The organism is Kineococcus sp. R86509, assembly GCF_042466365.1.
In the GTDB taxonomy this organism is placed as follows: Bacteria; Actinomycetota; Actinomycetes; order Actinomycetales; family Kineococcaceae; genus Kineococcus.
In genome coordinates, this window is record NZ_JAXHCE010000001.1 from 2199028 (window position 1) to 2212788 (window position 13761).

Sequence of the window (13761 nt, forward strand, 5' to 3'; positions counted from 1 at the left end):
GCGGGCGACGCGGTCGGGGTGAGGGGGCGTGCCGGGTCGGAGCCGGTTCGAGGGCCCGACGAGCCCGCTGCCCACGGCCGTTCGGGACCGAGGAACCGGCTCCCGCGTCAGACCGAGTGGTGAGGTCCGCCGGTGGGGACGTAGAAGAACCCGGCCCCGCGGCGGACCTCGCGACCTGGCGCCAAGACCCCTTCGGCCTCCAGGTCCTTCAACACTCGTTGCAGGTTGGTCGGGTGAGCACCCACGATTCCGGCCAGCTCGCTGGAACTGATGCGACCACGGTGCTCGGCCCACGCCCTCGCGATGGCCGAGCGGCTCGGTTGCCTGCGTCTCGGAGCGCCCACACGTTCGTCGCACGCGGCGAGCAGGTCGAGGGCAGCGGTGGTGATCGTCCAGGCGGGAGGTTCGTTCGCGGGGGATCCCTCGACCTCGGTGACGAGGGGGACGTCAGCCACCTGGACGTCGCCCAACTGGTGCAGGACGTCGGCCGCCTCGGCACCGGACCGCTGGATGAGGGGGGCCGCGATGCGCGCGTCGATCCACCAGTGGTCGATGAGGTGCCGGATGACGAGGAGGGCGTTGAGGTCGTCCGCGGTCGGGGCCGGTTCCAGGTCGTGGAGGAACGCCATCCACCCCTCGTCCAAGCGGGTACCCACGAGGACGGCGCGGACCAGGGGTCCGGGGACCTCCTCGATGGAGGGTGCGGGATACCCCAGACGAACCATGTCACCGACCATCCGGTCGACACCGATGCCTTCGAGTTCCGCGACGCGCAAGCGCGCCAGCAGGTCCGCCAACGCCCGGTTCCGCGGTTGCGAGGGGTGGGTGATGATGTTGCTGGTGGTGATTCCGCCGATGAAACCTCCGGGTGAGGTGACCACCAGTCGGGAACCGATGTGCTCGACGTGGACGGGGTCGGCACTGGACCAGTCCCGGTGGGCGACACCGTTGACGAGGGCTTCGCGGGCCGCACGCGGCGGGAGCGAACGGATCTGCCGGCTGACGAGCCCCAGGGGCAGGTGTCGGACCGGGTTCGACGCCTCGATGGCACGGTCGACCTCGTACAGCTCTTCGAGCAGCCCCCGCCCTGCGTCCCGGATGCGCTGCACGCTGTCCCCGCCGGTGACCTCACGTCGGACGTAGTCGATGGCGGGGGCGCCGCGGCCGACGAAGGCGATGACGCCGGCGTTGGTGAGGGTTCCCGACGGTGTGACCACGTTCAGCCGTCGTAGCAGGTCACCGACGGGTGCGGCTGCGAGGTCGAGGTTCCTGTCCTCGCCGGCCGCGGTGAGGAAGTCGCGGGCCCGCTGCAGCGCTGTGCTCCGCGCGGCGTCGACGGCGACCCCGGAATCCTGAGCCGACCAGTCCCAACCGGCGTGACGGCGACGTCGCTCCTCCCAGCTGGTCGCGTCCACCTCGACGCAGCTGTCCGCGACGCGGTGGTGGTACTTGTGGTCGAACATGACCGGGTGGACTGCTTCCGGACTGCGGACGAGCAGCAGGCGCACGCCCCGGCACGTGACGGGTGTGACGTCCACGGTGAGGAGCCGGTCGGTCAGGTCGTAGATCTTGCGTCGCAGGAGCTGAGCATCGAGCTCCGTGCCGATCAACGTTCCGTCGTCCGCGACACCGACGATGAGCACGCCCCCTCCTGGGGTGTTCGCCATGCAGGCCGCCTCGCCGGCCAGCACGCGAGCCGCCCGGTCGTTCTCAGTGCTCCCGGGAAGGATGGTGCGCCCGGCGCGTCTCCCCGCTTCCTCCTTGAGGTCGACGTGCAGCGATTCCAGGCCGCCGACAGGGCCGGTCGCGGACTCCAGGACCTCCAGGACGTGCCGCACCTCGTCACCGATCGGGTCTGGACCGAAGGAAAGTGTCACCGTGCTGCCCCTGACGCCGGTCGGCATACTTTTTTGCGCGAAAAAGTATGATCCCAGCTCCCGCTGCGTCCACGCAACACTTTCGAGGCCCCTCGGTGCACCGGGCTCTTCGTGCCGGACGAGCCCGACGTCAGTGGACCGGGGAACTCTCCACCTCGTGCGAGGCGGGGACGTCCGCCCGCTGGACACGCCGGCGGGCGGCGACGACCGCCGCGAGCAGCACCACCCCCACCGCGGCGGGCAGGCTGCGGTAGACGAAGAACGCGTGGATCTGGGAGTGGTTGCTCAGCACGCAGTACCAGGCAGGCACGACGAGGGCGGGCAGCGCCACCGCGGCGAACACCGACAGACCGCCCACCCCGTGGCGGGCGACCGTCAGCACGAGGAGGACGAGCACCACGACGGCCGCTGCGACGGCCACCGGTACCGCCGTCACCGAGTGCTGCGTCCAGTAGTTCCAGTTCGCGACGACCCCGGCCCCGAAGGCGTGGGACACGTCGCCCCCGTCGAGGCGGAACTGGCTGACCTCCTGCACCCGGGAGAACACCGAGAGCCCCTGCCCGAGTGCCCCGATGAACCAGCGGAACACCCAGGTGAACCCGAAGGCCATCGGCCAGGCGGCGCCGACGGCGAGCACGGTGCGCCACGTCTCGCGTGCGTCGCGCGTCCGCACCTGGGTGACGGCGGCGGCGACCCCCGCGCACAGCGCCCAGCTCATCGGCGGGACGGTGAGCAGGTCCATGTAGCAGAACAGCGCGGCGGAGAAACCCGCCCCGAGGACCGCCGCACGCCACCCCCGGGACGCCGCGACCGCGGTGATCGCGACCCCGGCCGCGACGCTCGCCAGCGCGATGCCGTGGGTGAAGGCCCGGTCGGGCATCGCGAGCGCGTTCGTCGTCGCGGCGATCGGCAGGAGCAGGGCGAAACCCGCTGCTGCCCCGACCCTCCGGGCGACGGCTAGGAACGCCGCGAGGACGGCAGCGGCGAACACCCCGGTGACGACGAGGCGCAGCCCGGGGACGTCGGTGAGCGCGAGCACCGGGCGGGTGAGGATCGAGTACCCGCTCCAGTAGCGGAAGTAGGTGGCCGGCGTCTGGAAGTCGTCCCCGGCGGCGAGCTGCCGGATCTCGCCCTTGCCGTCGTCGCAGGAGGACAACCGCGGCCCACCGGTGGTGAGGTTCCAGAGGCTGCGGGGATCGTTCGGGGTCGTGACGCCGTACCCGAGTTCCGCGCACTCGGTGAACCGGTCGGCGGTCCCGCCGACCCCGTCGGGGCCGTAGGGGTCGCCGTAGTCACCGGTCTGGATGGCCTGGGCGAGGTGGTCGATGATCGGCTGGTTCGGCACGGCCTGCGCCCCCACCAGCAGGACGAAGAACACGACCTGCAGGGCCACGAGCCCGGCGAAGGCCTTCGCCGCGAACCGGACGACGCCGCTCACCGCTGGGCCACGTTGTCGCGACGCACGTCGAGGGCGGGCTCCACGGGTGCTCGTTCGTCGAGCAGGCCGTGTGGGCTCGGGTACTGGAGGTAGATCAGACGGGACGCCTCGTCCGAGGCGTGCCGGACGGCCTCGAGGATGACGCCGACCGCCGTGACGACCACGGCGATCATCATGAGCGCCGACGCGAGGATGGCCGTCGGAAACTTGGGGACGAGCCCGATCCGGAAGAACTCGATGACCACCGGAATGCCGAGGATGAGCGCGACGACGGCGATGAGACCGCCGAGCGTGGAGTGCACGAGCGTCGGCCGCTCGTAGCGGGCGAGGCGGACGATCCAGCGGAGGATGGCCCACCCGTCGCGGTAGGTCCGCAGCTTGCTCGCCGAGCCCTCGGCCCGGTCCTTGAACCCGACCGGCACTTCGGCCTGCGGGACCCGCAGGTTCACCGCGTGCACAGTCAGCTCCGTCTCGACCTCGAACCCGCGCGAGATGGCCGGGAAGGACTTCACGAAGCGACGCGACATGACCCGGTACCCGCTGAGCATGTCCGTGACCGGCTCCCCGAAGACCGTGGACACGACGCGGTTCAGGGCCCGGTTGCCGGCGGCGTGACCCCGGCGGTACGCGGTGAGGCTGCTGGCCCGACGGGTGCCGACGACGTGGTCCAGACCCTCGGCGATCAGCTTCTGGACGAGCTCCCCCGCGACAGAGGCGTCGTAGGTGTCGTCCCCGTCGAGCATCACGTAGACGTCGGCCTCGACGTCGGCGAAGGCCCGACGGATGACGTTGCCCTTCCCCGGTCGCGGCTCGTGGCGGACCTGGGCGCCGTGGGCGCGGGCCACGGCCGCGGTGTCGTCGGTGCTGCGGTTGTCGTAGACGTAGACCGTCGCCTCGGGCAACGCCGCCCGGACCTCGTCGATGACGTGCCCCACTGCCGTGGCCTCGTTGAGACAGGGAAGGATCACAGCGACCCGCACGGGATCGGTCAACGGCCACTCCATGCCACCGAGGGTAGGGGCGCGTCTGCACGCAGAGGCGCAGGCGGGCGCGTCAGCGGGCCGTCGTCGGCCCTCGGGGGACTATCCCGGCCTGGTCGGGCGCGCGATCGGCCGTTGCGCAGCAAGGCCCGGTCGTGGAAGGGGATGCTCGAACTGCCGCTGGGCGATGGTGATCGGGTCGAGGACGTCGTGGGCGCTGAACGTGACGGCGCCGAGATCGATGGTCCACTCCCTCAAGACGATGACGGGCCCGCGCGGAGCGCGGGACCCGTCTCGGCGCGTCGATCAACGCACCGCGCCTCTCCGAGGAGCTACTTCGTCACCCGGGTCGAGAACTGGTTGAGGACCTCGCTGCTCAGCGTGCTCGGGCCGCCGAACACCCAACCGTTCTGAACGCGCGTCTTCGCCTTGATGGCGTCCACGGATGCCGCCGTACGCACGCCGAGTCCATCGGGAGGGGTCAGGAGCAACGGCCCACCCACGATCCCCAGTGCGGCGGCCCCCGAGAGGGCGTCCGGCCAGTTGACTCCGGTGGCGAGTCCGATCGTCGTCACGTCCGAACCGTTGAATCGATCAGCGATCAAGCCGGCTGTCTCGTACCGATCGGCGCCCACGAGACCCCGGGAGGCTCCAGCCGGGTACGCGGCTGCGGCACGACCTCCGATGGGGATGGTCCGCGCGCTCGCCGGGTCCTTGGCCTTCAAGTAAGCGGCTGTCTCCGCAGGCAGCGTCGAGCCGTCAGTGAGCAGGACCACTCCACCGGTCTGGGCCGCCAGAGCCGATACGGCAAGACCGTCCGGGAAGTCGGTGCCCGTCGCGAGGTAGATCGGGCCCGCCCCACCTGACGCCTCGACCTCGGCCGCGATCGCAACGGCGGTGGCGTAGCGGTTGTCGCCACCGAGCCGCTTGACGCGGTACGTCCTGTTCAAGTCGGAGAGGGCGGACTCGACCCCGTCCGACAGAGCCGACTCATCACCCAGGACGTAGACCGCCCCACCCGTCTCGACGAGCCGGCGGACCTCGGTGGCGACATCAGCCGCGAGGGAGTTGCCGTCCGTCAGCAGCAGTGGTCCTTTGACGGCCGACGCGAGCCGGGCACCCCCGATGCTGTCGGCGAACCGCGCCGAGGTGGCCAGCACCGCTGCGGGCGCCCGGCTCGCACCGGGGAAGACCTGCTGCGAGACAGACACCGACGTCGCGACGCGGTCGACACCCGCCACTCGCTGCACGGTGGTCTCACCGGCAGGGGTTCCCACCAGCACCGATGCAGGTGCACTGGCCGCGCCTGCCACCTCACCGGACAGCGCACGGACGAAGACCGTGTAGCGGAGACCGTCCGTCAGTCCTGTCAACAGGAACTGCTGCAGACCGTCCGCGACGGTCGTGTCGAGGGAAGACCACGTAGCACCGCCATCGAGGCTGGACTGGTACCGACTGACACTCCCGCCGGTGACGAGTGGAGCGACGAATCGGCCGCGCAAGCTGCTCGCGCCCGGCGTGAGGACGAGCCCCAAGGGGGCGGACACCGTGACCCCGGACACTGAGGGTGGAGGCGGAGGCGTTGCGACGTAGCTGAAGTCGCCGGCAGAGGTGATGGGCGAAACACCACCGGGGTTGACGACAGTGATCGGGACCGTCCCCACCGTGCCGACCGGTGCGGTGGCCGTGATCGTCGTGTCGTTGCCGACGACGAACGAGGTCGCAGGAGACGAGCCGAAGAGGACCGCTGTGACGCCGGTGAAGCCGCTACCCGTGATGGTCACGATCGCGCCGCCCTGGGAGTACCCGGTGGCGGGAGCGATGGCGGTGAGTGCCGGCGCGGGAGGCACGAGCGAGTACGAACCGGACTCGGTGCCCGTCCCCAGTCCGTTCGTCGCAGTGCTGGAACAGTCGTAGGCAGCCCCGCTGACGAGACCAGTGATCGTGACCGGGGTGGTGGCGTTCGCAGCGGTGTGCACGTCCGCCGGGTTCGCCGTGTTCACGCAGGTCACGCCGTAGGTGTCGACGACGGTGTCGACGTCGTTCAATCCGATGTCGACCGAGGCCGACGAACCGGTGACGGTGATGCCGTCGATGTACGGGTCCGGAATGACCGGAACCCGGAGGAGTGCGTCGATGTCCGTCGAGTTGCCCCCGGAGTCCGCGGCGCGGACCTTGACCTGGTAGTAGTCGCCCGACTGGTAGATCGCCGCGAAGTCCTGCCCCGGTGCACAGAGGCTTGAACCCAGCCGGAGGTGGCCCCCGGTGAACGTCGAACAGGCGAGCGGAGCGGATCCGTAGTCGGGTGACCCTGTGTTCGCCAACAACTGGTAAGTGATCGAGGTGTCACCTTCGGGGTCGACGGCTTCGAAGTCGACGTCCACGACGGAGTTGTCGACGGGAACCGGTCGGTACAGCGCGGGAGCGGTGAAGGATGGGCCGACGTTGACGTCCCCGTTGCCGTCCACCGTGAACGTCAACTGCTGGCTGAAGTCAGCGCCAGGAGCGTTCTCAACACTGACCTTGCAGCAGTCCTCGACGCGGGCGGTGTACGTGCCGGCGACTCCGACCACCGCCGACAGGTCGATCTCCAGGACCGCGTGATCGACGCTGAAGAGCGGGTTCGAATCGTCGACCGACTCCTGCGCGACATCGACCGGCGCCACGACGGGGTTCGACGAAGCATCCACCACTTGGGCGTCGGCCCCGAAGGGGTTGGCGCTTCCCTTGCGCCACGCGGAATCGATGGTCCACGTCAGGACCTTGGCAGTGGAGTTGTAACTAACGTTCCCGGACGATGCGCGGTAATGGCTCGCCACCGCGGGGGCGGCTACCGCGACGAAGGTGGACGCGACCACCGCCGCTACAAGGGCATTCCTGGGTGCTCTCACTGGGGTGCCTTCCTGTTCGCGGCCCGGACGATCAGCGTGGGCAAGGCGACTGAGAACCAACTTATCTGAGAGTGATCAATGTGTCACTACGTGTGAGGCGAGTTCTCCGAGTCCCTTCCGACGGGCCAACTCCTCACGAACAAGGCATGTGACGGTCATCGGGTTCAACTCCTTCAGGGCCGCGGCGGCGTCGGCCGGAACGACGTCGTACCGGGTCAGCGGGACCGGAGCGTCCTTGAGACTCGCGCGAGGTAGAAGGCGGACAACGCGTCGATCCCGTTCATCTCACCATCGGCGACGATCACTTTCGACACCGTAGTCCAGGTCTGCTGAGCGATGAACGCGTCCGTGACGTAGCGGTCCGCCCCACCCACGCGGGAGTTGCGGCATCAGATCGAACTGTCCAAAAGATTAATAGATCGTCCGCACGATGTAGTAGCGCGTCTGCAAAAGGCAGGAACACAAGGGATGAGACACGAAGAAGGGCCCGCCTCCCTTGGAGACGGGCCCTTCTCGATCAGATCAACTCGTCACACGAGTTGTCGTCTCAGTAGCTGAACGTTCCACTCAGCTTCGCGTTGACTCCGCTCGCAGCGGTCACACCACCAGCGGTGACCGAGGCCGTGTAAGCAACGTCCGTCGAAGCGTCGTTGAGTGCGGTGGTCAGGGTGTAGGTGACCACAGTTGCGTCAGACGAAGAGATGGTCGCCGCAGTCGAAACGTTGGTGATCCCCGTCTGAGCCGTCGGGAAGACGTTGAGGGCACCGGCCGAAGCCGCGGTGACGGCCTTCGAGTACTTGACGATGACCGCGCTGGTCGAACCCGTACCGTCGTTGACGTCGTTGACCGTGACGCTGGAAACGGTGAGACCCGCATCCGTGGCTGCAGTCGTGGGAGCGTGCGTGGTGGCACCAGCGACGGTCACGTTCGGAACGGATTCCTCCGCACCAATGGTCTGCGTCACGTACAGCTCGTACGTGGTGCTCGCCGTGAGACCGGTCACGCCGATCTGGAACCCAGCGGTCGCCGTGTCAGCGTCGACAGCCGAGCTGGCGACCTTCGTGGCCGTGGAGAAGGCCGCGCCGGCCGCAGCACGGTAGACGTTCACGGTCGCTCCACTGACGATGGACGACGGGTTCACCGTCACCGTCGCAGTCGTGTCGGTGGTCGTGATCGCCGTCGGCGCCGGAGCCGCCGGGCTCAGGTTGTCGAGGACGAAGGTCGAGGAGAACGTCGGCTCGCGGCGGTAGTCCGTAGCCGTCGTCAGCTCGTCGCCCGCACTCAGGACCTTCTCGAAGTTGGCCAGCGTCACCTGGTTGGCGGGAGCGACACTACCGACGTAGAACGTGTCGTTGGAGTCGTAGTTGTACGACGCCGCGGAAGTCACGATCTGCTTGGCAGTCTTGTCGACGCTGCTGATGGTCTCGGCAGACGCCGGGCTCGAGTTGTCCCCGGCTTCGCTGGGGTTCCACGTGAGCGTGCCCCCGACACCGAACGCCTCGGAAGGCGCCTGGGGAACGGTGGACGTGGGTGCCGTTGCGAAGTTCAGGGCACCGTTGCTGTTGGCGTCGGAGAAGACGACCGGCACGACGGCCCCGGACACGAACGAGTCGACCGAGAAGTTGATCGAACCACTGATCGGAGCGACCCCGTTGATCTGAGTCACACCCACGTTGGTGGCCGACGCGAGCGTCTGAGCAACACCGTTCACGGTCTCGATGGAGGTGCCGGAGTTGGCAGCAGCCGCGGTCGCGCTGGAGAAGGTCACCACGCCAGAGGCATTCGTAGCGACGTTCGCAGCCGGGAAGAGGGCGAGCGAGTACGTCTTGGTGTTGTCCAGGCCGCTCACCGTGTAGGTGCGGGCGCCTCGGTTCGTCTCACCGGTGGTGGCCGTAGAAACGATCTGAGTAGCTGCAGCGGTCGGAGCAACCGCCAGGGTCTGGTTGCTCACCACGTCCCCACCAGCGGCAGTCTTCGCTGCAGCGGTGAGGGCGGTCGGAACGCTGGTCGTGTCACCGAAGGCAACACCGGTGGTCAGCGTAGAGGCGTTGGCCGTCAGGTAGTTGGTGGTACCAGTCCCGAGAGAGTTGGTGCCCAGCGTCAGCAGGATCGGCGCCATGTTCTTGGCGGCCCAGGGGCCGGCCGCGAGGGCGTCGATCTTGTCACCGTTGGCGATGGTCGCCGTGGTCTTCATGTACTTGCCCTGCGCGATGCCGTAGTCCGCGATCTTCTGCGCGGTCAGCGAGCGGTCGTCACCGGCGATGGTGGTGACGGTCGCGCCGAGGGCGGTGACGGCGGTCTTCACCGAGTCGGTGATCGCGTTGCCGAGGACGACGACGTTCTTCACGCCACCGTTCTTGATGGCGTCAGCGGTCGCCTGCGGCAGCGAGGCCGCGTTCGTCAGCAGCACCGGGGTGCCGTCGTAGGACAGCGGGCTGGCGGCCAGCGCGTCCGGGGAGACCTGGCCGGCGAGGAGGTCCGCACGGGCCAAGAAGACCGTGGAGGACTTCGTGGTGCCGAGGTTGTAGATGTCAGCCGCGGTCTCGAAGCGGTCGGCACCGGCAACGACGGTGACAGTGAGGCCGGCGGCGGTCATCTGCGCAAGGGCAGTGGCGTCGACGGAGTTCGAGTCACCGAGCACGATCGCCTTGGTGGCGCCGAGCTTCTTGATGGCGTCGACGGTGTAGGCCGGGACGTTGCTCTTCTGCGTCAGCAGGATCGGCGCGTTGTTCAGACCGGCGACGTACGCGCCGGCCTGAGCGTCGATGGCGCGGTCGCCGTTGGCGACGACGACGGTGGTGGCCGTCGTGAACGCCTTCGTGGCGATCTGCGCGGCGGTGTCGAAGCGGTCAACACCAGAAACCTGGGTAGCGGCGGGGTTGAAACCAGCTGCGGCCTGAGCGGGCATGGCGGCGAAGCCAAGGCCGGACAGTCCAACGAGAGCCGCGACGCCGGCCCCGATACCACGCCGGCGCAACCGGGAGGTTGCTGCGGTCACGATTGCCTCCAAGGCATGTGAAAGTGAGTTCCCCCCCGTGAGGGGCCGGCCCAGTTCGGGCCTCGCCACCCCGCCCTCCCCGCTACTCAGCGGAGTGACTCGGTGACAGAACCGAACGTACACGAGAGTCACACCAGCAACACGAGGAGTAATGAAAGATCCAGAGCTGGCACGGCGTGTCGCGACCCGTGCACTGCCTGTGACCTGCGGGTTTGTGTCCGGCAAGTAAAAGTTACAGTTTGGTAACGGGCAGCATCACCTGTACCACTGGTCCCAGCAACCCATCTGGAGTAGTCACATCGGGTGGAGTCACCAGCCACGCACGGGTGATCACACGCAGTGGCTCACGTGGGTGACCCCTTCTGGGCCATCCCCTCCTGGTTCATCTGGACCGTCGTCGCAGAGTGTGACGAGAAGGATCACGCTACGGATCCCTCTTGCAGGGGACGCACCGAAGAACTCGTGAAGCGCGGTGACTGAGGGTCGCCGGCCGACGGACATCTCCGGGGACGACGGGCCTACTCCAGGCCCGGTCCAGGCTCGACGTCACGCACTCGGCCCATCCAGCCGTCGGCCCGCCGTACCGAACCTCTCGCCATGACGTTCCCACGGCTCGCCTGGCGGGCGGCGCTCTCGACCGCCGTCCTGGCCGTCTTCGTGCCGTTGGCCTACGTCGGTGCGCGCCGGTGGGACGAGGCGATCCAGCTCAAGCTCCTGTTGGGGCTCGTCTGCCTGGCCGTCTGCGTCGCCCTCCCCCTCGTCGTGCGGGGGGGCACGAGGTCGAGCACGACCCGCTGGGTCCTCGCGGCGTCGGTGTTCTCGGTGGGAACGATCGTCGCGGCGGCCTACCCGGCGCTGCTGATCGGGCCGTTCCCCGCGCCGCACCTGCTGCACGCGGTCTCGCTGCTGGGGATGCTGGCCCTCACCGTCCAGCAGTTGCGGGTCGCCCGGGTCGTGCGCGACGACGAGTCGCTGCTCGTGGAGGCCCTGCTGTTCGGGGCCATCACCGCGTCCGTCTCCTGGGACGTGTTCGCCCGGTGCGGGTACCGGGGCGACGGGTGGTGGAACGCGAGCGCCGCGCTCGTCATCGCGGTCGGCGCGTTCGTCGCCGCCGCGACGGCGGTCCTCGCGGTCGAGCACCCGCGGTTGCGCCTGGCCCACCTGGGCATCGCCATCGGCGCGGCCGGCACCGTCCTCACCGCGATCACCTCCACGCGCGACCCCGCGGCCGGCAACGTCGGCGCGGTCATGGGGGTCGTCGCCGCGGCCATGCTCGTCGCGTTCCAGCCGCGCGGCGGGATGGTCCGCCACGGCGGGACCGCCGCGACGCAGGCCGTGCGCCGGATGCGGCTCGCGAGCCTGCCCGTGGTGGCTCTGCTGCTGGCCGACACCGTCGCCTTCGCGGTCTCCCCCCGCGCCGACGGGGTCCAGTTCGTCTTCATCGCCGTCGTCATCGTGACGGCCGCCGTCCGTCAGGCCGCGAGCGCCCGCGCCATCGACCGCACCCACGCGCGGCTGTCGTTCCAGGCGCTGCACGACTCCCTCACCGGCCTCGGCAACCGTGCCGCCCTGGCGGAGGCGCTCACGGCCCCCGACTCCGCGCAGTCGCTGGTGATCCTCGAACTCGGCGGGCTCGACGACGTCACCGACGTCCTCGGGGTAGCCGTGGGCGAAGAGGTCCTGACCGCTGCGGGAGCGAACCTGCGCGAGCACGTCAGCGCCCACGGCGGCACCACGTTCCGCGTCCGCCACGACGAGTTCGCCGTGCTGCTGCCGGGCCGCCCCGACGAGGTCCTCGCCTACCTGCCCGCCGCGCTCGCCGCGATCAGCGCCGCGCCGCTGCAGGTCACCGGCGCGGGCCGCTTCCCCGTCGAGGCCGTCGCCGGGGTCGCGTGCGTCGAAGCCGGCACGGGCGGCCAGGAGGCCGCCGCGATGGTCCCCCTCGTCCACGCCGACCTGGCCCTGCGCGCCGCGCGCGCCGAGGGTGCCCCCGGGTGGTCGGTCTACTCCGGTGAGGTCGCCAGCGCCCACGCTCGTCGCCTGCTGCTGCGCGAACGCCTCGCGCTGGCCGTCGCCGAGGGCGGGGTCGACGTCCACTACCAGCCGATCGTGAGCTTCACGACGGGTCGCGTCGAGAAGTTCGAGGCCCTCGCCCGCTGGGACGACGTGCAGCTCGGACGCATCTCACCCGTCGAGTTCATCGCCGTCGCGGAGGAGTCCAACCTCGTCGTGGCCCTCGGCGAGCACGTCCTGCGCCGGGCCGTCGCCTGCGCGCACGCCGCGGGGGTCTTCGCCTCCGGTGCGCGGCTGGCGGTCAACGTGTCCGTCGTGCAGCTGCAGGCGCCGGGCTTCGCGGACGTCGTGCGCGAGATCCTCGGGCAGTACCGGATCCCGCCGCACCTGCTGACCCTGGAGCTCACCGAGTCCGTGTTCCTGGACTCCGACTCCCCCGCCGAACGCGTCGTCACCGAACTCGCGGCGCTCGGCTGCCAGATCGCCATCGACGACTTCGGCACCGGCTACTCCGCGTTCGGCTACCTGGACCGGCTGCCCGTCCACGTCCTGAAGGTCGACCGCTCGCTGACGCAGTCGATGACCGGCGCCGGCAACGGCCTGTCCGTCGTGACCGCCGTCGTCGACCTCGCCAACCGCCTCGGGCTGACCGTCGTCGTCGAAGGCGTCGAGACCGACGAGGAGGCCGCGATCTGCCGGCAGATCTCCGCCGGGCTCGGGCAGGGCTGGCTGTACTCGGCGGCGGTCACCGCGGACAGGATCTCCGCGGAGCTGGGGCGGGAGTACCCCGTGTCGGCGGAGCCGGTGCGCTGAGGTCGTCGAGTGGAGCGTTCGGCGGCTCGGCGAGCGCCTGGAGACGCGGAACGCTCCACTCGACCCACATGGCTGGGGAGTGGAACGTTCAGCGGCCCACCGGGGCTCGGAAGGACGCGGAACGTTCCACTCCGGACCTCCGGGGGGACGGGGCTGCGGCACCGGCCGCAGCACCCTCCCGACGCTCGAAGGTCAGCGACCTTCGGAGACGAACCCGCGGTCGATGCCGTAGTCGGTCAGCACGTCGCGCAGCGCGACGATCTGACGGCCCTCGAGGTCGTCGACGGCGCTGAGCAGGATCTCGGTGATCTCGCGGCGGTACTGGTCCATCGGCAGCACCCCGCCGCTGCGGGGGGCGGAGGTCCGGGGACGCTCGGAGGAGGCGGCCGGGGCGCGACCGGTGCTGGCACCGGCGGTGCGCGACGGGGACTGCAGGCGCACCTGGGTCGCCTTCAGGCCGCGGTCGCCCTCGGTGAGGGTGAAGTCCACCCAGACGCCCTCGGACAGGTCCTCGTTCTCGGCGCCCGCGACGTCCTTGATGTGGAAGAACACGTCGTCGGGAGCGTCCGAGCTCTTGATGAAGCCGAACCCCCGCTCGTCGTCGAACGACCGGATCTTGCCCTTGGCCACGCCACCCACCACTTCCACTGCTGCCTCGACTCACCCGCCGCTGCGCGACGGGCCGGCCCCCATGGTCTCGCACTCCGGGACGTCGGACCGACCTTCTAGAACCCCGTACCGTCAAGTCCGA

The 13761-nt window shown here is 69.5% G+C and carries 8 protein-coding genes; 1 reads left to right on the forward strand and 7 read right to left on the reverse strand.

Translation table 11 applies throughout. The features are described from left to right. Positions 1–107: 107 nt before the first annotated feature. The 6 genes from SJY07_RS10640 to SJY07_RS10665 all read right to left on the reverse strand — a co-directional run bounded on the left by SJY07_RS10640 (position 108) and on the right by SJY07_RS10665 (position 10409). On the reverse strand, positions 108–1877 hold the full coding sequence (locus SJY07_RS10640; RefSeq protein ID WP_380158949.1) for an ATP-binding protein: 1770 nt from the start codon (positions 1875–1877) through the stop codon (positions 108–110). Between the two features lie 130 nt (positions 1878–2007). Further along, the gene (locus SJY07_RS10645; protein WP_380158951.1) at positions 2008–3315 is read right to left on the reverse strand and encodes a hypothetical protein; all 1308 of its coding nucleotides are present in this window, start codon (positions 3313–3315) and stop codon (positions 2008–2010) included. Continuing rightward, a complete protein-coding gene (locus SJY07_RS10650; protein ID WP_380158953.1) occupies positions 3312–4319 on the reverse strand; it encodes a glycosyltransferase in 1008 nt (335 codons plus the stop codon). The genes SJY07_RS10645 and SJY07_RS10650 overlap by 4 nt, the downstream gene beginning before the upstream one ends. Before the next feature lie 308 nt (positions 4320–4627). Continuing rightward, positions 4628–6985 (reverse strand): cell wall-binding repeat-containing protein, encoded by a 2358-nt coding sequence (locus SJY07_RS10655; protein WP_380158955.1) that lies wholly within the window; start codon positions 6983–6985, stop codon positions 4628–4630. Between the two features lie 416 nt (positions 6986–7401). Next, positions 7402–7560, reverse strand: coding sequence for a cell wall-binding repeat-containing protein (locus SJY07_RS10660; RefSeq protein ID WP_380158957.1), 159 nt, complete (start codon positions 7558–7560; stop codon positions 7402–7404). A gap of 173 nt (positions 7561–7733) precedes the next feature. After that, positions 7734–10409, reverse strand: coding sequence for a cell wall-binding repeat-containing protein (locus tag SJY07_RS10665; protein WP_380158959.1), 2676 nt, complete (start codon positions 10407–10409; stop codon positions 7734–7736). A gap of 372 nt (positions 10410–10781) precedes the next feature. Between SJY07_RS10665 and SJY07_RS10670 the strand changes: the two genes are divergently transcribed. Continuing rightward, positions 10782–13010 (forward strand): putative bifunctional diguanylate cyclase/phosphodiesterase, encoded by a 2229-nt coding sequence (locus SJY07_RS10670; RefSeq protein ID WP_380158961.1) that lies wholly within the window; start codon positions 10782–10784, stop codon positions 13008–13010. 192 nt (positions 13011–13202) lie between these two features. On the opposite strand, the gene SJY07_RS10675 is transcribed toward SJY07_RS10670, so the two are convergent. Continuing rightward, positions 13203–13640 (reverse strand): cold shock domain-containing protein, encoded by a 438-nt coding sequence (locus tag SJY07_RS10675; protein WP_328294293.1) that lies wholly within the window; start codon positions 13638–13640, stop codon positions 13203–13205. Positions 13641–13761: the final 121 nt, after the last annotated feature.

What these genes read in the sequence shown, in the direction of transcription:
- SJY07_RS10650 (WP_380158953.1), bottom strand. Translation starts at nt 4,319, where the DNA reads ATGGAGTGGCCGTTGACCGATCCCGTGCGGGTCGCTGTGATCCTTCCC.
- SJY07_RS10670 (WP_380158961.1), top strand. Translation starts at nt 10,782, where the DNA reads ATGACGTTCCCACGGCTCGCCTGGCGGGCGGCGCTCTCGACCGCCGTC.